Origin of the sequence: Marinobacter sp. ES-1 (assembly GCF_000475255.1) — a bacterium.
Taxonomy (GTDB): Bacteria; Pseudomonadota; Gammaproteobacteria; order Pseudomonadales; family Oleiphilaceae; genus Marinobacter; species Marinobacter vinifirmus.
In genome coordinates this window covers 33,231-59,126 of sequence record NZ_AXBV01000043.1, presented here as the reverse complement: position 1 = coordinate 59,126, position 25,896 = coordinate 33,231, and the positions used below count along the sequence as shown (strand labels likewise).

The following is a 25,896-nucleotide window of genomic DNA, read 5'->3' as shown; positions in this document are numbered from 1 at the left end:
CGATGAGCAGTTTGATTGATTTCATTCAGGTTCTCCGTTTATTGACTTGTCTAGGTGTAAAACTTGATCAGGAATCGCCCAGCGGCGGCACACTTTCGCCGCGTAAGGCATAGAATTCGCTTACAAAGTCGGACAATGTACCTGCTTCAATGGCGCCACGCAATCCGCTCATCAGGTTCTGGTAAAAGCGCAGATTGTGGATGGTATTGAGCTGAGAGCCCAGCATTTCACCACACTTGTCCAGATGGTGCAGGTAACTCTTCGAGAAATTCTGGCAGGTGTAACAGTCACACCGCTCGTCCAGGGGCCCGGTGTCGTGCCGGTTCCTGGCATTGCGAATCTTCACGATGCCGGTTGAGGTGAACAGGTAACCGTTACGGGCATTCCGGGTGGGCATTACACAGTCGAACATATCGACACCGCGGCGCACGGCCTCAACAATATCTTCCGGGCGACCCACGCCCATCAGGTAGCGGGGCTTGTCTTCCGGCATCTTGGGCGGCAGATGATCCAGAATGCGGATCATGTCTTCCTTCGGCTCCCCTACCGACAGGCCACCAATGGCATAGCCGTCAAACCCGATATTAGTCAACCCTTCCAGCGAGCGGTCCCGCAGGGATTCATACATGCCACCCTGAACGATTCCGAACAGTGCTGCCGGATTACCCTCATGGGCATTCTTGCTTCTTTCTGCCCAGCGCAGGGACAACTCCATGGATTCCTTCGCCTGCTTCTCGGTAGCAGGATACGGCGTACATTCGTCAAAAATCATGACGATATCCGAGCCCAGGTCCCGCTGCACGCCAATGGCAATCTCCGGCGACAACTCCACTTTCGAGCCATCCACCGGTGAACGGAAGGTTACGCCCTGCTCGGTGATCTTGCGCATTTCGCCCAGACTGAATACCTGGAAACCGCCGGAGTCCGTGAGGATCGGCCCCTGCCACTGGGTGAAGTCGTGCAGGTCACCATGGGCCTTGACCACTTCCGTACCCGGCCGGAGCATCAGGTGGAAGGTGTTGCCCAGAATGATTTCCGCACCGATTTCCTTGATGTCCCGGGGCAACATGCCCTTGACGGTACCGTAGGTACCTACCGGCATGAACGCCGGCGTCTCGACCGTTCCCCGGGGGAAGGTCAGACGGCCACGCCGGGCCTTGCCATCTTCTCCAAGTTTCTCGAAGCTCATGAAACAGGAATTACTCACAGGGATTCTCCACGGGATTCCGGTTGATCAGTATCGGCTTGGCCAGACGCAGCCTGGCGCCCAAGGCTTGGCTGCCGGCCGGTCAGGAACATGGCATCACCGTAGCTGAAAAACCGGTAACGCTCCTGAACCGCCTCACGATAAGCAGACATAATATGTTCATAGCCGGAAAACGCACTAACCAGCATGATCAGCGTGGACTCCGGCAAATGGAAATTGGTGACCATCGCGTCCACCGTCTGAAAACGATAGCCGGGATAGATAAAGATATCGGTTTCACCCCGAAAGGCCGACAGCACGCCGTTCTGACTGGCGGATTCCAGCGAGCGTACCGAGGTGGTGCCCACCGCCACTACCCGACCGCCCCTGGCGCGGGCCTGATTCACGGCATCTACCGTTTCCCGGGGAACGTGGGCAACCTCACTGTGCATCACGTGGTCTTTGACGTTATCCACCCGAACCGGCTGAAAGGTACCGGCGCCTACGTGCAAGGTGACGTAGGCAAACTCAACACCCTTTTCTTTCAGTAGCCCCAGCAGATCGTCGTCAAAGTGAAGCCCGGCGGTAGGCGCCGCCACGGCACCCGCCTCCCTGGCGTAGACGGTCTGGTAACGCTCCCGGTCAGACTGATCGTCATCCCGCTCCATATAAGGAGGCAACGGCATGTGGCCAATGCGCTCGAGCACATCAAGAATGGGTTCTTCGCTCTCGCAGACAAAGCGGAACAGGGCATCTTCCCGGCCGGTCATGCGCAGGGCCGGTCCATCCTCAAGCAACACCCGCTGCCCCGGCTTGGGAGACTTTGAAGAACGGGTGTGGGCCAGGATTTCGTGTTCACCGACCACTCGCTCAACCAGCACCTCTACCCGGCCACCGGTTTCCTTCTGGCCGAACAGGCGCGCGGGAATAACACGGGTATTGTTGAACACCAGAAGGTCGCCAGGCTGAAGCAGGTCAGGCAAGTCAGTAAAACGAAGGTGCCGGGTGTGGCCGGTAGGGCCATCGAGATTCAGTAAACGGGATGCACTGCGTTGTTTGAGCGGGTAACGGGCGATGAGCTCGTCCGGCAGGTCAAAGTGAAAATCAGAGACGTTCATGGGCCGGGCTATTCACGACGCCGCAGGTTGCGGCCAATAAGTGGTAGCGGCGGGCGGACTCGAACCGCCACGGGTTTTACCCCAACGGATTTTGAATCCGTCGTGTCTACCAATTTCACCACGCCGCCATCGGAGAGTGGGAGGATTATACTGACCCTGATTCTGAAAGCAACCGATCATTCATCCCAGGATGCAAGCTGTCCCGGCGCTTGCCAATTTTCAACAAATTCACGGGTTTCCGGCCGTGGCACGGGTGGCTTTTCCTGCACCACTGTACCCGTATACAGAAAGCCGACTATCGATTCGCCTTGCGCCAGCCCAAGGCCACGATGCACCTGTGCATGGTAGGTAACCGGGCCGGTGCGCCACATGCCACCGTAACCCGCATCGCGCAATGCCAGGCCGATAAATGCCATGCCGGTGGCAGCAGACATCACCTGCTCTACTTCCGGTACCTTGGGATGATGTTGCGGTGAGGCAATCCCGACAATCACCATCGGAGCCCTCAGCGGTGCTTTACGGGATTTTTCGACTTCCTGCTCACTGGCGGTTTCCGGGCAGGCAGAGGCGAACAGCTCGCCAAGGGCCTCCAGCGCCTCACCCTCTATCACCAGGTAGCGCCAGGGCCGCAACAAGGCATGGTCCGGAGCCCTTGCTGCACACTGGAAAGCCTGCTCGAGAACATCCCTGGGCGGAGCCGGGGCCTCCAGGCGGGGCTCGGAGGCACGGTCAAGCAGAAAGCGGGTAACAGAGCTCATAGACACCTGTAAGAATTGTGGCTTATACGTAATACTGCTAACCTTCAGTGTTAGCTCACTTCAAAACTACAAAAAACCGGCAGCACACAATGAGCGACCAAAAGAATTTTAGCAACTCTGTGTCTAAATCTGTGTCTGGGGCCCGGCTCTGAAATGATGAACGCACCGGCAGAATTACGCAACGCTACCGGGTCCGCCGCTAAAGTTGTGCATGGCGACCTCTCCAGCCACGAAACCGTGGCTATTCCGCCTATGCCGGATTACAGCGGCCGGATTCTCGGGTATGGCGTCAACACTGCCATTATTATTACCGGCGTGCTGCAAGGTATCTTCCCGGGCTGGATGCTTTGGCTGGTCGCGGGCACCATGCTCTGGCCCCACGCCGCACACCTGATATCCCGTCGCACCTTTCTGAGACGATCTCCCCGCATCCGGCAGAAAATGCTGTTCCTGGATTGCGTGATCGGCGGTGGCTTTATCGGAATGATCGGATTAGTCGCCATTCCTGCGGTATCCACCGTGCTTATGCTGATGTTCAGCTGCCTGATTGTCGGTGGCACACGCCAATGGCTGGTAGGCACCCTGTTGATGGGCGCGGCCACGGCTGTGTCGGTTGCCAGCTTCGGTGTTGCCGAAAGCTTCCAGTCGCCACTGCTGACCAGCCTGGTCTCGGTGTTTGCAACCGGCACCTACATTTGCGTTACCGCGTACTATTCCCACCAGCAAGCCCGCGCCCTGCTCCTGGCCAAAACCCAGATCCAGAACCAGCGGGAGCAATCCATTGCCCTGTCGCACAAGCTTTCCAAATACCTGTCGCCCCAGGTCTGGCAATCCATCTTTACCGGCGAGCGGGATGTCCGGCTTGAAACCCAGCGCAAGAAGCTCGCTATTTTCTTCTCGGACATCAAGGGCTTTACCGAACTCTCCGAAGAAATGGAGCCGGAAGCGCTGACCGAACTGCTCAACCATTACTTCAACGAAATGTCGGAAGTGGCCCTGAAATACGGCGGCACCATCGACAAATTCGTTGGCGATTCCATCATGGTCTTTTTCGGCGACCCCACCAGCCGGGCCAGAGAGAAGATGCCTTTGCCTGCGTATCCATGGCCATCGAGATGCGCAAGCACATGAAGATCATGCGCCAGAAGTGGCGAAGCCAGGGCATCAAGACACCGTTACAGATCCGTATGGGCATCAGCACCGGCTACACCACCGTAGGCAACTTCGGCGCCGAAAACCGCATGGATTACACCATCATCGGCAAGGAAGTGAACCTCGCCAGCCGCCTGGAGTCCCTGGCGGATTCCGGCGAAATCCTGATTTCCTACGAAACCTTCTCGCTGGTGAAAGATCGCATCATGTGCCGCGACAAGGGCGAGATCACGGTAAAAGGCTTTGCCAAGCCGGTGCCGATCTATGAAGTCGTGGACTTCCGCCGGGACATGGGCCCTCACCGCAGCTTCATGGAGCACGAGCACAGCGGTTTTGCCATGTATATGGATTCGGAAAAGATTACCGAGAGAGAGCGCAAGGCCATACTGGCCGCCCTCGAAGACGCCGCCGACCGGCTGCGCATCGAGGAAGACAGCGAATAACCCCCGCCTTTACTGCCGTACCAGGCGCGGCCCCGGACCCTGCTCAGGGCTGGTGCTGCGCCACGGATTGATATCCAGCCCACCCCTGCGGGTATAGCGTGCACACACCGTCAGGTGTTCCGGTTTGCAGCGGGCCATCAGGTCTGTAAACACCGTTTCCACGCAGTGCTCGTGAAAGTCCTGCTTCTGGCGAAAGCTGACGATGTAGCGCAACAGGCCGGATCGATCTATCTTCTTGCCCTGATAGCGGATAAGCACCGTTGCCCAGTCCGGCTGGCCGGTGACCGGGCAGTTGCTTTTCAGCAGGTGCGAACACAGCTGCTCGCTGACCTGCTCACCGGACACCGCCAGGGACTCCGCCGAGTACTCGTACACCACATCATCTACAGGCTCGTCATCAATCAGCTCATAACCTTCCGGGCGCCCGATAGCCGGTGCCGACTCATCCACACTGAGCAGACGCACATCCACAGACGCTCCACAGGCACTGGACAGGTCAGCGGTAATGGTTTCCGCCACCTGTTCGACGGTGGAGAACACGGCCTGGTTGAGGGAATTCAGGTACAGCTTGAGCGACTTGCTTTCGATGATGGACGGTGACGCGGCAGGAAAGCGGATCTCCGCCCAGGCGACCGCCGGCACGCCACCAGGCCGAAGCCAGGAGATTTCCCAGGCTTGCCAGAGATCTTCCCCGAACCAGGGCCAGCGACCGTCTTCCAGGCCGATGCGACGCCGATTCTCTTCCCGTGCGACCGGAAACAGTAGCGAAGGATCGTACTGATCCGGGTATTCGCTGGATTTACCCAGCGGAGCGTTATGCAATGCCATGTCGTAAAGATTCCCCGATCAGTGACGGATGCCTTTGCCCCGGGCCAGCATGCGCAGTGCAACGGCAGCCAACAGGACAATAAAGACGACAATCATACCAAGGGAGATGAACGGATTAACGTCCGAAACACCCAGTATGCCGTAGCGGAACCCGTTCACCATGTACAGGATCGGGTTGATCATCGACGCCCCCTGCCAGAACGCCGGCAGCAGGTCGATACTGTAGAAAACACCACCGAGATAGGTCAGCGGCGTGAGCACGAACGTCGGCACAATGGAGATGTCATCAAACTTGGTAGCCAGCATGGCATTGATAAAGCCGCCAAGGGAGAACAGTGCCGAGGTCAGGAACACCGTAATCACCACCATGGGCAGATTGTGGATAGACAGCTGGGTAAACGCCAGGGACAAGAGGGTAACAATCAGCCCGATGCTCAGGCCCCGGGCCATACCACCCGCCACATAACCTGCCAGTATCGTCCAGTTGGGTACCGGCGACACCAGCAACTCCTCGATGCTGCGCTGGAACTTCATCGAAAAGAACGACGACACCACGTTAGCGTAGGAGTTGGTGATCACCGCCATCATGATCAGGCCAGGCACGATGAACTGCATATAGTCGTAGCCGCCCATGTCGCCGATCCGGGAGCCGATCAGGTTACCGAAGATGATGAAGTACAGGGTCATGGTGACCGCCGGCGGCAACAGCGTCTGCGGCCAGATGCGGGTGAAGCGGCGGATTTCCCGCAGGACAATGGTCTGGAACGCGATCCAGAGGGCCTGAATGGTCATGCTTTCACCCCCGAGCCGTTTTCGGCTGCCCGGGCATTGTCTTCGACCATTCGCACAAACAGCTCCTCCAGCCGGTTGGCCTTGGTACGCATACTCACCACTTTGATTCCTTGACGTTCCAGTTCGACAAACAGGGAGTTCAGGCTCTGACCTTTCTCCACATCGACTTCCAGGGCGCCGTCTTCGTTAAGACTGCTACGGAAGCCGTCCAGTTCCGGCGCGGAATCCATCAATTGTTCTGTATCCAGAACAAAGGTTTCCACGTTCAGCTGCTGCAGCAGTTCCCGCTTGCTGGTGTGCCGGATAATCTCGCCGTGGTCGATAATGGCGATGTTACGGCACAGGGCTTCCGCCTCTTCCAGGTAATGGGTGGTCAGGATAATGGTGGTGCCCTGGCGGTTCATCTCTTCCAGGAACTGCCACATAGAGCGCCGTAATTCGATGTCGACACCGGCGGTCGGCTCGTCAAGAATCAGCAACCTGGGTTCATGCACCAGCGCCCGGGCAATCATCAGGCGCCGCTTCATACCGCCGGACAGCATGCGGGACGGGGTGTCTCGCTTGTCCCACAAACCAAGCTTGCGCAGGTATTTTTCGGCAGAAACCCTGGCCTGCTTGAGCGGAATGCCGTAATACCCGGCCTGGGTGGTGACGATATCAATGACTTTCTCGAACTGGTTGAAGTTGAACTCCTGTGGCACCACACCAAGGTTCAGCTTGGCGCCCGAGAGATCCGTATCGATATCGTGGCCAAACACCCTCACCTTGCCGCCACTCTTGTTCACCAGGGACGACACTATGCCCAGGGTCGTGGATTTGCCGGCACCATTGGGGCCCAGCAGGGCGAAAAAGTCCCCTTCCCTGACTTTCAGATCGATTCCCTTCAGGGCCCGGAAGCCATCGCCGTAGCTTTTCTCCAGCCCTTCGATTTCGAGTGCAAAGGTCATAAACCGTACCGTTTCCGAAATTTGCCTGACAAGCCAGGCAAAAAAGTAGAGAGCTATTGAATTGTGGCAAAAGGCGGTATTTCAAGGCCGGGGATTACAACCCGGGCAGCAGGCCAAACCCCCAAACTGCGACAGGATTCCCGATATACTCCAGGCACCGTCCCTATAATGCCGTTACAACAACTTACAAGACACCTGTCACCAGGCATCGGGTGCATCAGGTCAACGCGAAGGGATTGTACGACATACCATGAAACTCGTTCACCTTACCCGCCTGTTTCTTCCACTTTCCGCTGCCGTCGTTTGCACCGGCTGCCTGGACAGCGGCGGCTCCGGCTCTGACGACACCCGCATCGGGCGAATCAATTACCAGGGCCTCAGCGGACTGACCTACACCACCAACAGCCAGAGCGGTGAAACCAACGAAGCCGGCGAGTTCCGCTACTATCCCGGTGAAACCCTGTCATTGAAAGTGGGCAAGTTACCGGTCATCGATAACGTTCCGGCACAGGATTTTGTCAGCTTCCTGGATTTTCAGCCGGAACTGCGGGAAGCCCTGAGAACCGCCAGCGTGAACGATCGCGGCCTGAAAGATCACCGGCCGGTGGAAGCCAGATTGCTCCCGAACAACACCGAACTTCAAAACCGCACACGATTCCTGCTGGCGCTGGACTGGTCCGGCAACGTGAGCGAAGGCGAAGGCATCGACATTCGCCCGAGAGTGATCGAGCAGCTGAATGCAGCGATTAACGATCCGGATATCCCCGACACCCTGGATTTCACCGTGAGCGCCCAGGACTTTGCCGCGGCAGATTCGCCAGCAAACCGCATTCTGCAAAGCATCTGTTTCTACCCTGAGGGTGACCGCCTCTGTGGCGCGCCGCCCAGCCCGCAAGAGATTGAGGCGGCACCGTCCCGCCCTGAAAACGACGAGGACCTGGACCCGAACACCGTTTATAAAGAAGACCTGCAATCCCTGGCCGACCGAATCCGCGAAGCCGTCAGAACCCTGGAAGATGTCGACAGTGAGCAGGCTGAAAACTACCTTGAGCGGGAGCTGGCCAGCATCTCCAGCCATTACGGCCGCCGTTACTACCTGGAAGACTACCTTGCCAGCCATCCCGCCAGCGACACCGGCATCAAAACCATTGAAGTACGAAAAATCGGTGGTGAGACTGCGTTAGCCGAAATCGAGGCAGTCAGCACCCGCCCGAACGATATCGCGGTGCACTCCTGGAGCTGGCAGACGGCGGAAGTGGAGTACTATGTGGCAGGAAATACCGGCGGTGAATCCGAGATCCGGATCAACTTCAGGCCGGAAGACACCTACCGGTGGATTACCAAAGATATCCGGGTAATTATCGACTGAGCAGCTTGCCCAGCGACCAGCGGGACTCGGCTCCAGCCACATCATAGCCGGCCGGGTCCAGCCCTTCCGTACCATGGGGCAGACACTCCCTTACAGAAAGCATTGCCTCTCCGGATTTCGATTCGTTATAGCTCGCCAGGTCGATAATCTTTGCCGTTTTACGGGACTGGCGACCGGCATCCTGCATCACCATGACACTGGGCCACAGCCGCCGTTCCGGCGAATGGGAAACCACAATGCCCCGCTGCCCGTCTGACAACTCCACCAGGCTGCCGGTGGGGTAAACGCCGATTGCCTTGATAAAGGCCTCGACCAGGTCATCCTGAAACTCGATATTACGCATTTCGTAAAGCATCGACACCGCTTTCGCCGGCGTCAGTGAATCGCGGGTTTCGCGGGGCGTAATCAGCGATTCGAAAAACTCGGCAATACCGGCGACCTTGGCCAGCAACGGAATTCTGTCGCCTTTCAGCCCTTGAGGGAAACCGGAACCGTTATGGCGCTCTCGATGGTTCTGAACCACTGTCATCACTGCCCGGGACAGCCCCGAGTTTTGCAAAAGCGCCACACCTTGCTCGATATAACCACGATAATGTGTGTACTCTTCCGCAGAAAGCTGTTGCTCGCGCTCTACCAGGTCTTTTGGCAACGCAGTCTTACCTGTCTGGGACAACAGGCAGCCCATCGCCAGGTGGTTAAGCAAACCTTCATTCAAGCCCAGTTGACGACCACAAACCAACGCCCAAACCGCTGTATTCAGGGCGTGCTGGTAAAGAAAATCATCATAGTGGCGGGTACGGCTGAGCCACAGCAAGGCACTGGGCTGACGAACGACACTGGAAACCATCTTGCGGGTGAGATCAGCTACCGGCCGCAAATCAGGGGCCTTGGCGGAGCGAATAGAATTAAAAACCTTCTGAAGAGCCGCCTCGCCATCGTCGAGAAGTTCCCGCGAAGCCTTTATTTCCTTACGCAGAGGTACCGTAACCTGGTGGCTGACCGGCTCGCGGATACTCAGTGGCGGCAGTTTCAGCTCGTTCCGGCCATTACCCCGCCCGGAAGCCCGCTGGCTGAACAGGCGGACATTGCCCTCTTCCTGGTCAACCTTCTGCCGCGCTTCGGCAACGTCTACCTTGACCCACTTGCAATGGGAATGCAGGGCCCGGATATCACTCTGGGAACGAATGTAGAACCCCTGAATGGGGAATGGCGTCTGGTGCCATGGACGATCGAGATCCGACACAAACATGCCGATCTCGAGGTCATGGACCATTATTTTTCTCTGACTTACGCCCACCACACACCTCGGCTCAAGCTTTTGACACTATTTTACAGTTTGCCGCTTGCACAAAAAAACGCCTCTTTAATTTAGTAGCCAACCGTCACTGTACATCGCCCTCAGGTAACGCAGTTTATCTTTGTGCAACAAACTGTATCAGCGGGACAGCCATCACAGGTTCCACCTGGCTGATCACTCCTCCTTACACAGGGATTCATCAAAGGCCGGCAAGCGCGCACTCAAAGAGCCTCTGGGTACCCGCCTCGCGAACACGGTATAAGCCACCGCTGAGGAGCGGATGTAATCGACGTTAACTTCTTCGTCACCCCGTACTATTTGCCGCTGCACAGGCTCACAGGAAACCCGCAAAGAAAACCGGCCGCCCAATTCCGCAATGCGCCCGGCTCCGTCCGGGGAGGAAACTGTCATACACGCGGTGGCGCCGGATGCCGGCTGGCCTGAACCCGCCACAGTGTCCCGAGCCGGATCTGCACAGGCCCGGATGCCATCTCCGCACTCCCCTGCTTGGTCATGACTGTCATCAGCCAGCCGCCAGACCCGCTCGCTGCACTCCGTTTCCACCTTCATGGTGGTGGACTTGTCAGACAGCAACCACCAGTCAGGATAGTCGGCGCTATCCCAGTGCACCCTTACCTGGCGGCTTTCGCCGGCCGAATTCTCCGCTGGAAACATGGCGTAGTGAGTGTAATAACTGGCACACCCCGACAAACCGAGCAGGGGCAGGAGTGGCAGTCCAAAAATCACAACACTTCGGGCGATCGACGGGCATTTCATCAGTAAAAACCTTCCTTGCTTGACTCACTCCATTATCAACGGCCTGCCTTTTATATCTACGTACTACTCATCATTCTGCGGCACCAAATTATTCCAGAAGGGTTATTGACTCCGATGCTGATAGTAATGAGAATGGTTGACGTTTAAAGTTGCTTGTAAGATTCATCCCCATACAGGCTCAAAGTCCAAAGGAACGAAACTATGCGAATGAAACTTGCCGCTACCGCTGCCATCGCCCTGACGGCCCTGCCCCTGACCGCTTCTGCAGACGGCGAAGTGAATATCTATTCTTACCGCCAGGCTTACCTGCTTGAACCTCTGTTGAATGCCTTTACTGACGAAACCGGCGTCAAAACCAACGTGGTTTTCGCCAAGCAGGGCCTTGCAGAGCGCCTGGAGCGTGAAGGCCGCAACAGCCCGGCAGATATCGTAATGACGGTCGATATCTCCCGCATTAACGAGCTGGTCGAGAAAGACCTGGTTGCCGGTGTTGAGTCAGACACGCTGAACAAGAACATTCCGGAAAACCTGCGCCACCCGGAAGGCAAGTGGTATGCACTGACTACCCGTGGTCGCCTGATTTTCACCTCCAAAGAGCGCGTGGAAGCCGGTGAAATCGCCAGCTACGAAGACCTGGCCGATGACAAGTGGGAAGGCCGCATCTGTACCCGCAGTGGCAAGCACCCGTACAACATCGCCCTGATTTCTTCGATGATTGCCCACCATGGCGAGGAAGCGACACGGGAATGGCTGGAAGGCGTTAAAGAAAACCTGGCCCGCAAACCGCAAGGTGGCGACCGCGACCAGATCAAATCCATCGCCGAAGGCGTATGTGACGTAGCCATTGGTAACAGCTACTACTATGGCAACATGCTGATGGATGAAAACCAGCGCCCGATTGCCGAACAGGTGAACCTGGTATTCCCGAACGCTGAAGGCCGCGGCACCCACGTTAATATCAGCGGTATCTCCCTGACCAAGAGCGCTCCCAACAAGGACAACGCCATCAAACTGATGGAGTTCCTGTCATCGCCGAGCGCCCAGCGTATCTACGCCGAGGCAAACACCGAGTACCCGGCTAACCCGGAAGTGAAGCCCACCGGCCTGGTGGCTGAATGGGGTGAGATCAACCCTGATGGCCTGTCTCTCCAGGAGATTGCCAACAACCGAAACGCCGCAGTAAAACTGGTCGACACCGTGGATTACGACGGCTGATCCATCAGTAACTGATCGATAGCTTTTATAGCTGACTCGAAAGGTGCTCCGGAGGGTTCCGGGGCACCTTTTCTTTTAGCAGGACAAAAGGAAATGACCCGCATCATTGCAGGGAGCATGCTCAGTATCTAAAATCGGAACACTTCTCATCACCACTATCAGAACGGATCACTCATGACAGAGGTCGTTACCAGCGCCAACCCGGGTCTTTCGCAACCATTGCTGGCCAAACGAACCTCCAAACGATGGATGATCAGCGCACTGGTCACTACCGCCATCGTAGCCTTACCCGTTCTGTCGGTGATTGTCCTGGCCCTGTTCCCGGAAGAGAACATCTGGCCGCACCTCCTGGAAACTACCCTGCCCCGCTACCTGGTGACCACCATCAAACTGATGATCGGTGTGGGCGTAATCACACTGGCCATCGGGCTGGCAACGGCCTGGGCCGTCACCATGTGCGAATTTCCCGGCCGCAAGTTTTTCGAATGGGCGCTGATGCTGCCCTTTGCGGTGCCCGCCTACGTGATCGCCTATGTTTATACCAGCCTGCTGGATTACGCGGGCCCGGTTCAGATTGCCCTGAGGGACTGGTTTGGCTGGCAAAGCGCCGCCGACTACTGGTTTCCGGAAATACGCAGCCTGGGCGGCGCGACCATCATGATCGGACTCGTACTGTACCCCTACGTGTACCTGCTCGGCCGCGCCGCGTTTCTTGAACAGTCCCCATCACTGTTTGCGGTCAGCCGCAGCCTTGGCCATTCTGCCCTGAGCACCTTTTTCAAGGTAGTGTTGCCCATTGCGCGCCCGGCCATCGCCGTAGGCTTGTCGCTGGTGTTGATGGAAACCCTGAACGACTTCGGCACCGTGGACTTCTTTGCGGTACAAACCCTCACCGCAGGCCTGTTCGATACCTGGATGAACCTGGGCAACCTGGGGGGAGCCGCGCAGATCGCCACCACCATGCTGATGTTCGTGGTACTGCTGGTGACGCTGGAACGCTATTCCCGCCGCCGCCAGCAACAGTTTGCCGCCCGGGACAACCGTGAGCCGCTGCACCGGTTCACCATGTCTTTCCCGCGCCAGATGATTTGCGTGGTGGTGTGTGCCGTACCACTGGTACTGGGCTTTGTCATTCCCGGTGCAACGCTCGGCTACTACGCCTGGGAATATTTCGATGTAAGCTGGAACCCCGACTTCCTGCGCAACACCATGAACAGCCTGTTCCTGTCCGGCTCGGCCGCCCTGACCACGCTGGTAATCGGGGTAACCCTGGCCTATAGCCGCCGGCTGCACAACACCCGTGGCATGCAGGTGCTGATGCGCCTGTCCTCATTGGGGTATGCCATGCCCGGTGCCGTATTGGCAGTCGGTGTGATCGTCCCCCTGGCCGGGTTTGATAACTGGCTGGATTCCCTGATGCGGGATTACCTGGGAGTCAGTACCGGCCTGCTGCTCAGCGGCAGTGCCTTTGCCCTGATCTTCGCCTACACCGTTCGCTTTCTGGCAGTATCAGCCGGCAGCGTGGAAAGCGCCCTGCAGAAAGTAACCCCAAGCATGGATATGGCGTCCCGCTCACTGGGCCACAGCCCCGGCAAAACCCTTGTGAAAGTCCACCTGCCGATGCTCAGGGGTACACTGATTACGGCGGCACTGGTGGTCTTCGTGGACTGCATGAAGGAGCTGCCGGCAACGCTGATACTCCGGCCTTTCAACTATGAAACCCTGGCCACTTACGTGTATCAGTTTGCGTCTGACGAGCAGCTTTACCATAGCGCACTGCCGGCGCTGATCATTGTACTGGCCGGTATCATCCCGATTATTCTGATGAACCGCTCCATCTCCAATTCCCGCTCCATGGCTTAGGGCCGGTTTTCAACTGGCGCAAAAAACAAAGGCCCGGCAATTTGCCGGGCCTTTGTCGTTCACCATCAATCCTGCAGCCGTTACTGCCAGATTACCGGCTGCTTCTGGGCATACCAGTTATCCACCTTCGCCTGGTAGGCATCCTCCACCACGTTACGCTTGAGCTTCAGTGTAGGTGTCAGGAAGCTGTTCTCGATGGACCATTCATCGCTGACAACCGTGATGAACGCCAGCTGCTCGTGGGGATCCACGGTCTTGTTCACGTCGGCAATCAGCTTCTTGAAGCTTTCCTCGATTTCCTTCCGGAAACCGGCGTCGGCCATCTGAGGACGGATTTCCTCGCCAAGCAGCACCAGCGCATGGGGCTGGGTCTGGTTGGCACCAGAAACGCACACCATCTCAATGGCATCGTGAGCCATCAGGCGGTTCTCGATCGGTGCAGGGGCAATGTACTTGCCTTTGCTGGTCTTGAAGATTTCCTTGATGCGGCCGGTCAGCTTGAGACGGCCCATATCGTCGATTTCGCCCTTGTCACCGGTTTTCAGGAAGCCGTCCTCGGTGAAGGTTTCCCGGGTTTTCTCCTCGTCCTTGTAATAGCCCATCATGGTGGCCGGGCTCTTCACCAGCACCTCGCCCTGCTCGCTGATTCTTACTTCAACGCCGGGCAGCGCCTCGCCAACATAACCGGTCCGGGTACGGCCGGGCTTGTTCATGTGGGAGTAGGCAAAGTTCTCGGACATACCGTAGCCTTCCAGCAGCTCCAGCCCCAGGTTGCGGTACCAGTCGAGCACATCGTTGGACAGCGGCGCCGAACCGGAGCCGGCCAGCTTGACCTTGTCGAGCCCCAGGCCCTTGAGCACTTTTTTCTTGATCAGCTTGCTGACCACGGGGATCTTCAGCAAACGCTCGAGCTTCTGCTTCGGCACCTTCTGCAGCACGCCGTGCTGGAACTTCACCCACAGGCGGGGTACAGACAGGAACAGGGTCGGCTGTGCACGCTGCAGGTCCTGGACAAAGGTATCCAGTGACTCGGCAAAATACAGCTCGAACCCTGCGTACAGTGAGCCAAGCTCCACAAAGGTCCGCTCGAACACGTGGGCAAGCGGCAGGTAAGACAACATCCGCTCACCCGGGCCCACGCCCAGGGTTTCGATGCCACCGGCGGCAGCAAAGGCCATGTTATTGAAACTCAGCATCACGCCTTTCGGCCGGCCGGTACTGCCCGAGGTGTAAACAATGGTGGCCAACTCTTCGGCCTCGCGCTCGGTCTTGCCTTCCAGCGGCGGATACTTGGCGACGATATCGTCCCAGGTTTCGAAATCATTGGGCGGGCTGAGGGGATAGGAAATGCAGCGCACGGAATCCGGCACGCCGGGTTTCATCATGTCCCAGTCGTCCAGCTTGCCCACAAACAGGACTTCACACCCGGCATGATCGAGGATGTAGTTGACGGTATCGGCATTCAGGGTGGGATACAGTGGCACGGAAATATGGCCGGCCATCCAGATTGCCCAGTCGGTCATGACCCATTGGGCACAGTTCTTGGAAATCAGGCCGATACGGCTTTTTTCCGGCAGGTTAAGAGACTTCAGGTACGATGCCATCCGGCGGGCTTCGTCTACCGCCCGGCCCCAGGTGTATTGCACCACCTTGCCATCGCCGATGGGCTGGGTCATATAGAGGGAGTCCGCCATTGTGGCCTCCCGGTGGTAAACCATTTCCAGGGGAAGTTTCTTTGCTGTGTCCATGGACCTTCCTGCTTTGTCTTTATAGTTTTCAGAGTTGCGTTTTTAGTGTTATCCGTGGCCTGAGTAGCCATTACGACTTTAGTAGCCTATTTGAACACACCTTCACTCGTCAAAACGTGATGAATGCAAAATTATCTGCAGTTCAATACATTGAGGAAAAACAACCGATAAAGTTCATCGCAATCGCTACCCCGAACCCCGCAACCCTGTGGTAAACTTGCGAACTTTGAAAATTTTCCACCCCGTTCCAAGGGGAAACCTGCAAAAGACCCGGAGATCGGCATATGGCCAAGAAAACTCTGCGTACCCTGATCGGCGCGTCGCTGCTCGCCGCTGCAAGCCTGGTTCAGGCAGAAGACACTCGTGTAGTTGCCATCACCCAGATTGTTGAACACCCGGCACTGGATGCCGCCCATCAGGGCGTGGTCGACGAGCTGGCCGAACGTGGTTACCGTGAAGGCGAAAACCTGCGCCTTATGCACGAAAGTGCCCAGGGCAACTCGGCTATCGCATCCCAGATCGCACGCAAGTTTGTGGGTGAAAGCCCTGACGTCATCGTGGCCATTGCCACACCGTCTGCCCAGACAGTTGCCGCAGCCGCCCGGGAAATTCCCGTTGTCTTCTCTGCCGTAACCGACCCGGTCGCCGCCAAGCTGGTTAAGAGCTGGGAAGCACCTGGCGCTAACATCACCGGCGTAAGCGACATGCTGCCGATCGAAAAGCACCTGGATATGCTCCAGCGTGTAATGCCGGATGCCAAGCGTATCGGTACCGTATACAACCCGGGCGAAGCCAATGCTGCTGCCCTGGTGGAACTGCTGGAAGAGCGCCTGAGTGCCCGTGGACTGGAGCTGGTTAAAGGTGCCGCCACCAAGACTTCCGAAGTACTGGGCGCTGCCCGCTCCCTGGTTGGCAAGGCCGATGCCATCTACCTGACCACCGACAACACCGTTATCAGTGCAGCTGAAGCGGTTATTTCCGTAGGCGAGCGCGCCAAGATCCCGGTCTTTGCCGCCGACACCGCTACCGTAGAGCGCGGCGCGGTTGCAGCCCTGGGCTTCAACTACTACAACCACGGCCGCCAGACCGGCGCCATGGTAGCCCGCGTACTTGAAGGTGCCAGCACCGCAGACATGCCGGTGGAAATCATGGAAGAGCTGGACCTGTATGTGAATCCTGAAGCTGGTGAGCGCATGGGCATTACCCTGTCTGAAGACCTCATCCAGGAAGCAGTAAAAGTCGTCAAGAACGACAAGTAACGCCTGACCAACACGGGCGGACCCCAAAAGGGCCCGCCCGTTTTCTTTCACGGTGAATCCATACCCATGCTCAGCGAAATTGCTTTTTACGGCGCACTCGAAACCGGCCTCATTTATGGCCTGGTTGCTTTTGGTATCTATATCTCTTTCCGTGTTCTGGACTTTCCCGACCTGACGGTAGACGGCAGCTTTCCCCTTGGCGCTGCTGTGGCAGCCGTATTGCTGCTGGAAGGCTGGAACCCCTGGCTGGCCACAGGCTGTGCCGTCCTTGCAGGCATGGCCGCCGGCGCGGTGACTGCCATCCTGAACGTCAAACTGAACATTCTTAACCTACTGGCCTCCATCCTGACCATGATTGCGCTTTATTCGGTGAACCTGCGCATCATGGGGCGGCCCAATATTGCGCTGCTTACCGAAGAAACCGTGCTGACCCCCTGGTACGACCTGGGGCTGGATTACCACCAGGTTCCGGTACTGCTGTTCGTGATCGTGGTTTTTGTGTCACTGATCCTGCTCTGGCGTTTCATGAAATCCGAAACCGGCCTGGCCATGCGCGCCACCGGCGCCAACGCCCGAATGGCTCGCGCCCAGGGCATCGCGACTGGCGGCATGATCATTCTCGGCGTTGCCCTCTCCAACGGCCTGGTTGGCCTGGCTGGCGCCCTGTTCGCCCAGAGCCAGGGCGCGGCAGACGTGACCATGGGCGTTGGTGTGATCGTTATCGGCCTGGCCTCGCTGATTGGCGGCGAAGCGGTTATCACACCGTCTACGGTTATCCGGGCCCTGCTGGCCTGCGTGATTGGTGCCATCATCTACCGCCTCGCGATCGCCTTTGCCCTGAATGCCGACATTCTGGGATTGCAGGCACAGGACCTGAACCTGATCACCGCAGTGCTGGTAACCCTGGCCATTGTTCTGCCGGGCGTGCGCACCAATATCGCCAACCGCTTCACCCGCAAGAAAGCCTGAGGAGGCACTATGATCAGCGCAACCGATCTGAGGCTAACCTTTGGCAAGGGAACTCCCCTGGAGAACCCGGCCTTGCGGGGCATGAGCCTGACTGTAAACCAGGGTGAATTTGTCACGGTTATCGGCAGTAACGGTGCCGGCAAGTCCACCTTCCTGAACGCCCTGGCCGGCGAGGTGATGGTCGACAGCGGCCAGATTATCGTGGACAACCAGGACGTAACCCGGCTGCCGACCTACAAGCGCGCTGCGCGGGTGGCCCGGGTTTTCCAGGATCCCCTGGCGGGCACCTGTGAAAACCTGTCCATCGAAGAAAACCTGGCGCTGGCCATCAAGCGCGGTCAGCGCCGTGGCCTCAGTGCTGCGGTGAAGAGACAGTATCTGGGCCAGTTCCGGGAAAGCCTGTCTTCCCTGAAGCTGGGCCTGGAAAGCCGCCTTGGTGATAAGATGGGACTGCTTTCCGGCGGCCAGCGCCAGGCTGTGAGCCTGCTGATGGCAAGTCTAACCCCGTCCAGCATCCTGCTGCTGGACGAACACACCGCGGCGCTGGACCCCAAAACCGCAGCCTTTGTGCTGGATCTCACCGAGCAGATCATCGAAGAGCAGAAGCTGACCGCACTGATGGTCACCCACAGCATGAAACAGGCACTGGAAGTCGGCAGTCGCACTGTGATGCTGCATCAGGGCCAGGTGGTGTTCGACATCGCCGGTAAGGATCGGGAAGGCCTGGAGGTGAAAGACCTTCTGGGACTGTTCGAGAAACAGCGTGGGCTTCAGGTAGACGACGACAGCCTGTTACTCGGCTGATTCAAACCAGAGCCTGACCTGAAAAGCGGGGCCTGGCCCCGCTTTTTTTTGTTTTGTTAATTGTGGCAAGGATCACCTTTTAACCACTACATCTAGTGATCTCCGCAAACGCAGGTTTCATGCGGGGTTGCGGAGTTTCAAGCCTTTTTCCATTGAATTTCTTTGCGGGGCATCGCTCCGGCAATAGTTCGTACCTTATTCACAGAACACTATATCCTGTTATACTCCATTCAAAATAAGCCCATATATAGGGTTAAAGCCAAAGACAGACTGGAAACCGAGGGTGGCAATGAACGCTAAGGCACAGGCAGTAATCACAACGATTCCGATGCAGGAAGCTTCGCTCGACATCTGGAGCAGCAAGTACCAGCTGAAAACCAAGACTGGCGAGCCGGTCGACAAGGACATCAACGCAACCTATGAACGGGTTGCCCGCGCCCTTGCCGAAGTCGAGAAAAAGAATGTACGCGACAAGTACATGAAAGAATTCCTGTGGGCCCTGCAGAACGGCGCCATTCCGGCGGGCCGTATCACCTCCAATGCCGGAGCCGAGGCTCACAAGCCGGCGACCTCGACCATCAACTGCACCGTGTCTGGCAGCATCCACGACTCCATGAATGACATTCTGGAGAAAAACCACGAAGCAGGCCTTACCCTCAAGGCCGGCTGCGGCATCGGCTATGAATTCTCCACCCTGCGCCCCCGTGGTGCCTATGTGGCCGGCGCCGGCGCCACTACTTCCGGCCCGCTGTCATTCATGGATATCTTCGACCGCATGTGCTTCACCGTGTCGTCTGCCGGTGGCCGCCGCGGTGCACAGATGGCCACCTTTGATGTTCACCACCCGGACGTCATCGAGTTCATCCAGGCCAAGCGTGAAGATGGCCGCCTGCGCCAGTTCAACCTGTCTCTGCTGATCACCGAAGATTTCATCGAAGCCGTGCGTAACGGCGACGACTGGCACCTTTCCTTCCCGGTCACCAAAAAGGAAGTGGAAGAAGAGGGCCTGGACCTGACAGACACCAGCAAGTTCCTGTACCGCGACTTCCCGGTTCAGGACAGCTACGTTATTAACGATGAAGGCAAGGTCGCCTGCCGCATCTACAAGACGGTGAAAGCCCAGTTCATCTGGGACACCATCATGACCAGCACCTACGACTACGCCGAGCCGGGCTTCATCCTGATTGACAAGGTCAACCAGATGAACAACAACTGGTTCTGCGAAGACATCCGTGCCACCAACCCCTGTGGCGAGCAGCCCCTGCCCCCTTATGGCAGCTGCCTGCTGGGTTCGGTCAACCTGACCAAGTTCGTGGACTACCCGTTCACCGACAAGGCCAGCTTCAACTACGAGAAATACCGCAAGGTCGTTGGCACCTTCACCCGTATGCTCGATAACGTAGTGGAAATCAACGGCCTGCCGCTGGCCGAACAGCGCCACGAGATTACCTACAAGCGTCGTCATGGCATGGGCATTCTGGGCCTCGGCTCTACACTGGCGATGCTGCGCATGCCTTACGGTTCAGATGAATCCGTGAAGTTCACCGAAGAAGTGGTTCGGGAGATGGCCGTTGAAGGCTGGCGCCAGTCCCTGGCCCTGGCCGAAGAGAAAGGCCCGGCTCCGATCATGGAAGACGAGTTCGAAGTGACTCCGAAGATGATGACCAAGTGCCCCGAGCTGGCCAAAGACGGCTACAAGGTGGGCGACATTCTCAAGGGCAAGCTGCTGCACGCGAAGTACAGCCGCTACATGCAGCAGATCGGCCACGTTGAGCCGGAGCTCGTCAAGCAACTGGCCGAGAAAGGTGGCCGTTTTACCCACCACACCTCCATTGCTCCGACTGGCACCATCAGCCTGTCCCTGGCCAACAACGCCAGTAACGGTATTGAGCCGAGCTTCTCGCACCACTATGCCCGGAACATCATCCGTGAAGGCCGGAAAACCAAAGAGAAAGTGGACGTGTTCAGCTTCGAACTGCTGGCCTACCGCCACCTGGTCAACCCGGGCGCCATGCCGTTCTCCGATGACGACGACAAGAAGCTGCCCGGCTACTTCACCACATCCGATGATGTATCACCAAAGCAGCACGTAGACATTCAGGCGGCCGCCCAGAAGTGGGTTGATTCCTCCATTTCCAAGACCGCCAACGTACCGCAGGACTTCAAGTACCAGGACTTCAAGGGCATCTACCTGTACGCCTACGACATGGGCCTGAAGGGTTGCACCACTTTCCGCTTCAACCCGGAGGCGTTCCAGGGCGTGCTGGTTAAAGAGAAGGACCTTGAGAATACCCTGTATGAGTTCACCGTGGACGATGGCAGCAAAGTCACCCTGAAGGGCAATGAACAGGTAGAGTACGACGGCGAAGTCCATACCGCCGCCAACCTTTTCGACGCCCTCAAAGAAGGCACCTACGGAAAATACTGAGTCCGGAAACCGACAGACAGGAACAGCAAAATGACAGTCAAAATCAGCAACAAAATCGTCGGCTACCGGGTCAAGAAAGCCGATGCGGAAACCCCGAACGAACACCAGGCACCGGTACAGGCTGAAACCAAGCCGGTTGAGATGAATGAATACATCGAGCGGCCGGATTTCCTGTTGGGCACCACCTACAAGATCAAGCCGCCCGTGGCCGAGCACGCGATGTACATCACCATCAATGACATCCTGCTCAACGAAGGCACTGACCACGAGAGCCGCCAGCCCTATGAAGTGTTCATCAACTCCAAGTCGATGGAACATTTCCAGTGGGTTATCGCCCTCACCCGCGTTATCTCGGCGGTATTCCGCAAAGGTGGCGACGTAACCTTCCTGGTGGAAGAGCTGCGCAGCGTGTATGACCCGAACGGTGGTTACTTCAAGAAAGGCGGCGTCTTCATGCCGTCACTGGTTGCCGAAATCGGCGCCGTGATCGAGAAACACCTGAAAGCCATCGGCCTGCTGGAAAGCGACGAGCTGAGCGAAACCACCAAGCGCATTCTCGCCGAGAAGCGTGCGGAGTTTGAAGCCAGCCAGGACAAGGCCACCAACGACGACACAGGCAGCGACTACCCTGCCAACGCCACCATGTGCGGCAAGTGCAATACCAAGGCTGTGATCGTGATGGACGGCTGTGCTACCTGCCTGTCCTGCGGCGACAGCAAATGCGGCTGAAGTAATCAGCTGACGAGTTGAAAAAAGCCCGGTTGCGCAAGCAACCGGGCTTTTTTCTGATGGCCACAACTAAAGCATTTGAGTGGGTAGGAATGCTGGATTTTCCTGCTGTACGGGGTATGCTGCGGGTATAGTGGAATAACGGTTTTAACCTGCTATCCAACACAGGTGCACACTGAGCTGACATGAACACAATCACGTCTATCACGATTCGCAAGTACCAGATTCAGGATCTGAGCCCGGTGGTTCGGCTGTTTACGGATTCCGTACATGAGCTGACCGCTGGGGCCTATGATGAAACCCAGCGCTATGCCTGGGCCTCCCGCACGCCTCACCTGGATGTCTGGCGCGCTCGGCTGGACTCGCTGGAAACCCTGGTCGCCGAGGAAGGTGACGACCTGGCCGGGTTCATTTCCTACGACAAGGACGGCACCATCGACCTGGTGTTCACAGCACCCAACTTTGCCCGCCGGGGCATTGCCTCCACCCTCTACCATGAGGCGGAGAAGCAACTGATCGGCATGGGTGTGAAAGAGCTGAAAACCGAGTCCAGCGTGGTCGCACGGCCGTTCTTTGAGCGGCACGGCTTTGAAGTGGTCGACGAGCAGCGGGTCACGGTTCGTGGAGCCCAGTTCCTGCGCTATAACATGCGCAAAGTAGTGGAAGGATAATGCGGTGATGCACTATGGCATCACCCCATACTCACAGGGCCAGCTGCTGGCCAGCTGGTCTGAAGAAGGCCTCTGCGCCATCGAGCTGGGCGACACAAACGAAGAACTTGTCGCCCTGCTTCACGCCCATTTCCCCGGCCAGGTTATCAAGCCCGCAACAGCCGGCATCGCCGACGTCCTTGACCCCGTGCGGCAGTTTGTCGACAACCCCACTGGCAGCCTCAGCATGCCCCTGGCACCAAAAGGCACTGTCTTCCAGAAAGAAGTCTGGCAAGCCCTTCTGCGAATTCCGGCAGGCACCACCGTCAGTTACAGCGAACTTGCCCGGAAGCTGGGCCGCCCGAAAGCCACGCGCGCCGTTGCTACGGCCTGCGCAGCCAATAAACTGGCGGTGGTAATACCCTGCCACCGGGTTGTCCGGTCTGACGGCAGCCTCGGGGGCTACCGCTGGGGCATCGAGCGTAAACGCGCCCTGCTCAACCTTGAAGCGACGCTGGCAGCCAGCGCTTCTTAGCCTTCTCCACAAGATCCCGGGCGTCGTTGTTCCAGGGGTGGAAGTTCGGGCTGTAATACTTCAGGTAAGACGGTATCAACTTGCGGAACACACCCGGCTTGCCCCACATATAATTAAAGGCCCCGGCCCAGGATTTCAGGTTCCCCAGCTGGCCGTCTTCCTTCATCAGCTGAATCACGTGCAGCGTGCTGAAGAACGGGAAAATCACGCTCACAACCATCATTTCCGTTACCCGGATAAACTCGCTGCCGCCGATACTCTTATAAACATCAAAGGCCACCGCCTTGTGCTCGGATTCCTCAATGGCGTGCCAGGCCCAGACTGGCGCGATTCTGGGGTCCATTTCCTCGAGCGCATCAAACTTGAGCAAAAACTCCTCTGCCATCAGGGCCGTAAAGTGCTCAACCGCCACGGTGTGGGCCAGCTGGCGCTCCGGGGTGAAGTTCCTGCGCAGCTTGTTCATGAACCACTGAACTTCACGCTCGAGCCGGCCCAGACCAACGCCCCGCTCCTCCAGGAAGCCGTTCATCAGCTTGTGCTCTTTCGAGTGATGAGCCTCCTGGCCGATAAATGCCCGGATCGCCTTCTTCAGCTCCGGGTCCGTAATCTGGTCCTGGTAGTGACGGACCGAATCAATGAAGAATTTTTCTCCGGGCGGGAAGCTGGCAGACAACGCCCCCAGCAACAAGGTTTTTACCGGGTCGTTATCCCACCAGTATTTTGGGAGATCCTCCGGAAACTCGAAATCCGGACTGCGCACTTCCGGAACCAGCCCCGGCGGTGTCGCACTCCGGTAGCCCCTTGTGGACTTCTTGATCTGTGTCGCTGGCGCGTTCATAGCAAACTCTCCTGAACCTGTGGGCTCGAATACATTCCTACAGGCTACGCCCCCTTTTACAGGGGCGTCAGGTGATTGCGGGCCAATTTCGTAATCAGGCGGGCTCTGTGGCCTCTGCGGCAAGCGCCCGTACCCGTTCGAAGTCCTCCTCGGTGAACACACCGTTAACCCCGGACACCGCCGCCAGCTGCATGCCGTGCTTCAGGCCGAGTTTGTAGATTTCCCGCACCTTCTCCCATTCGATATTACGGCCCAGGGTGAAGTTCTCGAACCGGGCCTCCAGCGCCAGTACGATGGTTTCGGCCAGGCAGGCATAGGCGATGCCTTTGGGCAGGCCAATGTCTTTCATCTTTACCGGCCCGGGAAGCTGGATTTCACCGGATTCGATGACCAACACATCCGGCCGCCGGGCCACATCTTCTGCAGGAATATCCAGCGGCCGGGCCACGTCGGTAATCACGCAGCCCGGCTTCACCTTCATGATATCCAGGATGCGCTTGCCGGCCCCTGAGGTGGCCGTTACCACCATATCCATATCCGGAAGATCGCGATCGGTGGTGGCTGCCACGTGTACGATAGCACCCGGGGTTTCCAGTTCGATGCTTTCCTTCAGGGCCAGCAGCTTGGCCGCTTCCGGAGCCACCATATAGATTTCATCCACGGCCTTGGCCAGCAACCGGGCGCACACAGAGCCAATGGCTCCGGTAGCGCCCACAACCATGGCCTTGCCACCCATCTTGCCGCTTTTGCCGATACTCACCCTGCCAATGCGCTGCGCCGCGTCGTGGGCGGCCCAAAGGGCACCTGAGGCGCTGTAGCTGTTGCCGGTAGTAATCGGCAGCGGTGCCCGCTTGGCCACCGTAATCCCGGCATCCCCGACTACCTTGGTAAACGCGCCCAGGCCCATAATCTGGGCACCCAGTTTCCTGGCCAGCTTTGCCGCCGCCAGCAAGCGGCTGTAGGTAAACTCCGGGTCATGGGCCATGATTTCTTTCGGGGTGCCGCCCACGGTAATCAGCCAGCCTTCCACTTCATCACCAGTGGGTGACTGAATGCCGGAGACCTTCGAATACACAAATGGCGGCGTATAGGCGATGGCTTTTTCCACCAGGTTCATCACCGCCGGCGGCGATACGCTGGCGACCCAGTCCAGGGGCGGGGTTTTGGTCAGATACTGTTGCGACAGCGGATGGATTACAAAGGCGAACCGGTTTATACGGCGGTAGCCATTGGGGTACAGAATCCGGGGTTCCACCCCGAGCCGCTCGATCACATCGAGAAAGTCATCCGCACCCAGCTGCTCCGGAGTTCGTGACAACGCTGCGCTGATCATCGCCTCCATAACGTTCACCCCCACTGGCCGACCTTCCAGCCAGGGGCTGTAGTCCACCACCATGGCGACTTTCCGGGAACGGAACCAGTCCAGGGCAGATTCGCTCACCCGGGAGGTGATCACGGTTTTGCCATCCAGCTCTTTCTCCGTGAAAGCCTCCAGATCCCCCATGGCCCCGACAATTACATGGCAGTCCCTGACCGATTCATGCAGGGAACCGCTGATCAGTTTCTCACCCATCCGGTAAAGCGGAGTACGGTGCAGTCGCTCGATGACCTTGACGGCATTGGGGCTGAACATCACCGGTGCGGTGAGCTTGGTGTAGGCTTCCAGCTGGCTCAGGGAAGTCAGCAGACGTGGCACGCCGAAATCCAGGTAAGGATCAGCGAACAGCAGGTTGTCTGTATGTTCCGACAGCGCCTTGGCAATGCGGAAACCGGCCTGGCCGTTGAGGAACAAAACGCGGGCATTGTCGAAAAAATGGCCCAGTTCGGTTTGGGTATGGCGTACGGCCCATTCCTGGAGAATGCCCCGAAGGCCGGCCCCGGTGGTGACGGGCTTATCCGGCACACAGGCTTCCAGACGCGAGGTATCCGGGTGCTGAAGCTGCTCCCGCCCTACCTGGTAATGGTCGTGGATCATACTCAGGCCAATGGCATCTGCCTGTTCACGCACCGAATCCAGAACGGCCTCGGCACGGTCCAGGTTACCATCGCTCCCCACCCTGATCACCCGGAAGTCCTGGCCCAGAAACCGGGTTTCAAGCTCGTAGTCGTACTCGGATGAGCCCTGGCTGATACTCACAACGGTTTTCATGGCGCCTTGTCCCTGTTGTTTTGTTCTTTCTCAAGTCTAGAA

Annotated in this window: 21 protein-coding genes, 1 tRNA gene and 1 pseudogene; 11 read left to right on the top strand and 12 right to left on the bottom strand. The window is 57.7% G+C overall.

What is annotated here, in order from left to right; translation table 11 throughout:
* Window positions 1-67 precede the first annotated feature (67 nt).
* The 4 genes from tgt to Q668_RS08540 all read right to left on the bottom strand — a co-directional run bounded on the left by tgt (window position 68) and on the right by Q668_RS08540 (window position 3,062).
* Window positions 68-1,189, bottom strand: a complete 1,122-nt coding sequence (gene tgt / locus Q668_RS08555) for a tRNA guanosine(34) transglycosylase Tgt (RefSeq protein WP_036219564.1) — start codon at window positions 1,187-1,189, stop codon at window positions 68-70.
* Window positions 1,190-1,203: 14 nt separating this feature from the next.
* On the bottom strand, window positions 1,204-2,304 hold the full coding sequence (gene queA / locus Q668_RS08550) for a tRNA preQ1(34) S-adenosylmethionine ribosyltransferase-isomerase QueA (RefSeq protein ID WP_022989195.1): 1,101 nt from the start codon (window positions 2,302-2,304) through the stop codon (window positions 1,204-1,206).
* 41 nt (window positions 2,305-2,345) lie between these two features.
* A tRNA-Leu gene (locus Q668_RS08545) sits at window positions 2,346-2,432 on the bottom strand.
* 48 nt (window positions 2,433-2,480) lie between these two features.
* Complete coding sequence (locus tag Q668_RS08540) at window positions 2,481-3,062, bottom strand: nitroreductase (protein ID WP_022989194.1); 582 nt, start codon at window positions 3,060-3,062, stop codon at window positions 2,481-2,483.
* 153 nt (window positions 3,063-3,215) lie between these two features.
* On the opposite strand from Q668_RS08540, the pseudogene Q668_RS08535 reads away from it, so the two are divergent.
* A pseudogene (locus Q668_RS08535) lies at window positions 3,216-4,657 on the top strand (adenylate/guanylate cyclase domain-containing protein).
* Between the two features lie 9 nt (window positions 4,658-4,666).
* Here the strand turns inward: Q668_RS08535 and queF are convergent.
* Genes queF through Q668_RS08520 form a run of 3 tightly spaced genes read right to left on the bottom strand, consistent with a single transcriptional unit; the run spans window position 4,667 to window position 7,224 of the window.
* A complete protein-coding gene (gene queF, locus Q668_RS08530) occupies window positions 4,667-5,485 on the bottom strand; it encodes an NADPH-dependent 7-cyano-7-deazaguanine reductase QueF (protein WP_022989191.1) in 819 nt (272 codons plus the stop codon).
* A gap of 18 nt (window positions 5,486-5,503) precedes the next feature.
* The gene (locus Q668_RS08525; protein WP_022989190.1) at window positions 5,504-6,277 is read right to left on the bottom strand and encodes an ABC transporter permease; all 774 of its coding nucleotides are present in this window, start codon (window positions 6,275-6,277) and stop codon (window positions 5,504-5,506) included.
* Window positions 6,274-7,224, bottom strand: a complete 951-nt coding sequence (locus Q668_RS08520) for an ABC transporter ATP-binding protein (protein WP_022989189.1) — start codon at window positions 7,222-7,224, stop codon at window positions 6,274-6,276. The genes Q668_RS08525 and Q668_RS08520 overlap by 4 nt, the downstream gene beginning before the upstream one ends.
* Window positions 7,225-7,474: 250 nt before the next feature.
* Here Q668_RS08520 and Q668_RS08515 point away from each other — a divergent pair, with 250 nt between their 5' ends.
* Window positions 7,475-8,593 carry a hypothetical protein gene (locus Q668_RS08515; protein WP_022989188.1) on the top strand — a complete coding sequence of 373 codons (1,119 nt, stop codon included), beginning with the start codon at window positions 7,475-7,477 and terminating at the stop codon, window positions 8,591-8,593.
* Here Q668_RS08515 and Q668_RS08510 read toward each other — a convergent pair.
* Both Q668_RS08510 and Q668_RS08505 read right to left on the bottom strand, forming a co-directional pair.
* Window positions 8,583-9,890: an HD-GYP domain-containing protein gene (locus Q668_RS08510; protein ID WP_036219544.1), complete on the bottom strand. Its 1,308-nt coding sequence runs from the start codon at window positions 9,888-9,890 to the stop codon at window positions 8,583-8,585. The two genes, Q668_RS08515 and Q668_RS08510, sit on opposite strands and share 11 nt — an antisense overlap.
* A gap of 174 nt (window positions 9,891-10,064) precedes the next feature.
* Complete coding sequence (locus Q668_RS08505; protein ID WP_022989186.1) at window positions 10,065-10,667, bottom strand: hypothetical protein; 603 nt, start codon at window positions 10,665-10,667, stop codon at window positions 10,065-10,067.
* Window positions 10,668-10,868: 201 nt separating this feature from the next.
* On the opposite strand from Q668_RS08505, the gene Q668_RS08500 reads away from it, so the two are divergent.
* Together Q668_RS08500 and Q668_RS08495 are read left to right on the top strand one after the other, a co-directional pair.
* On the top strand, window positions 10,869-11,882 hold the full coding sequence (locus Q668_RS08500) for a Fe(3+) ABC transporter substrate-binding protein (RefSeq protein WP_022989185.1): 1,014 nt from the start codon (window positions 10,869-10,871) through the stop codon (window positions 11,880-11,882).
* A 174-nt stretch (window positions 11,883-12,056) separates the two neighbouring features.
* Window positions 12,057-13,745: an ABC transporter permease gene (locus Q668_RS08495; RefSeq protein WP_022989184.1), complete on the top strand. Its 1,689-nt coding sequence runs from the start codon at window positions 12,057-12,059 to the stop codon at window positions 13,743-13,745.
* An 80-nt stretch (window positions 13,746-13,825) separates the two neighbouring features.
* On the opposite strand, the gene Q668_RS08490 is transcribed toward Q668_RS08495, so the two are convergent.
* Window positions 13,826-15,493: an AMP-binding protein gene (locus tag Q668_RS08490; protein WP_022989183.1), complete on the bottom strand. Its 1,668-nt coding sequence runs from the start codon at window positions 15,491-15,493 to the stop codon at window positions 13,826-13,828.
* Window positions 15,494-15,777: 284 nt separating this feature from the next.
* On the opposite strand from Q668_RS08490, the gene Q668_RS08485 reads away from it, so the two are divergent.
* The 7 genes from Q668_RS08485 to Q668_RS08455 all read left to right on the top strand — a co-directional run bounded on the left by Q668_RS08485 (window position 15,778) and on the right by Q668_RS08455 (window position 22,867).
* Window positions 15,778-16,752: an ABC transporter substrate-binding protein gene (locus Q668_RS08485; RefSeq protein ID WP_022989182.1), complete on the top strand. Its 975-nt coding sequence runs from the start codon at window positions 15,778-15,780 to the stop codon at window positions 16,750-16,752.
* Window positions 16,753-16,818: 66 nt separating this feature from the next.
* Window positions 16,819-17,721: an ABC transporter permease gene (locus tag Q668_RS08480; protein ID WP_022989181.1), complete on the top strand. Its 903-nt coding sequence runs from the start codon at window positions 16,819-16,821 to the stop codon at window positions 17,719-17,721.
* 9 nt (window positions 17,722-17,730) lie between these two features.
* Window positions 17,731-18,525, top strand: a complete 795-nt coding sequence (locus tag Q668_RS08475; RefSeq protein WP_022989180.1) for an ABC transporter ATP-binding protein — start codon at window positions 17,731-17,733, stop codon at window positions 18,523-18,525.
* A gap of 289 nt (window positions 18,526-18,814) precedes the next feature.
* The gene (locus Q668_RS08470) at window positions 18,815-20,953 is read left to right on the top strand and encodes an adenosylcobalamin-dependent ribonucleoside-diphosphate reductase (protein WP_036219539.1); all 2,139 of its coding nucleotides are present in this window, start codon (window positions 18,815-18,817) and stop codon (window positions 20,951-20,953) included.
* A gap of 30 nt (window positions 20,954-20,983) precedes the next feature.
* On the top strand, window positions 20,984-21,682 hold the full coding sequence (locus tag Q668_RS08465) for an NrdJb (RefSeq protein WP_022989178.1): 699 nt from the start codon (window positions 20,984-20,986) through the stop codon (window positions 21,680-21,682).
* Between the two features lie 185 nt (window positions 21,683-21,867).
* Complete coding sequence (locus Q668_RS08460) at window positions 21,868-22,353, top strand: GNAT family N-acetyltransferase (RefSeq protein WP_022989177.1); 486 nt, start codon at window positions 21,868-21,870, stop codon at window positions 22,351-22,353.
* Between the two features lie 7 nt (window positions 22,354-22,360).
* The gene (locus tag Q668_RS08455; protein ID WP_022989176.1) at window positions 22,361-22,867 is read left to right on the top strand and encodes a methylated-DNA--[protein]-cysteine S-methyltransferase; all 507 of its coding nucleotides are present in this window, start codon (window positions 22,361-22,363) and stop codon (window positions 22,865-22,867) included.
* Here Q668_RS08455 and Q668_RS08450 read toward each other — a convergent pair.
* Window positions 22,830-23,705, bottom strand: coding sequence for a metal-dependent hydrolase (locus Q668_RS08450; protein WP_022989175.1), 876 nt, complete (start codon window positions 23,703-23,705; stop codon window positions 22,830-22,832). The genes Q668_RS08455 and Q668_RS08450 overlap by 38 nt on opposite strands.
* Window positions 23,706-23,799: 94 nt before the next feature.
* Window positions 23,800-25,854, bottom strand: coding sequence for a dehydrogenase (locus Q668_RS08445; RefSeq protein ID WP_022989174.1), 2,055 nt, complete (start codon window positions 25,852-25,854; stop codon window positions 23,800-23,802).
* Between the last annotated feature and the right edge of the window lie 42 nt (window positions 25,855-25,896).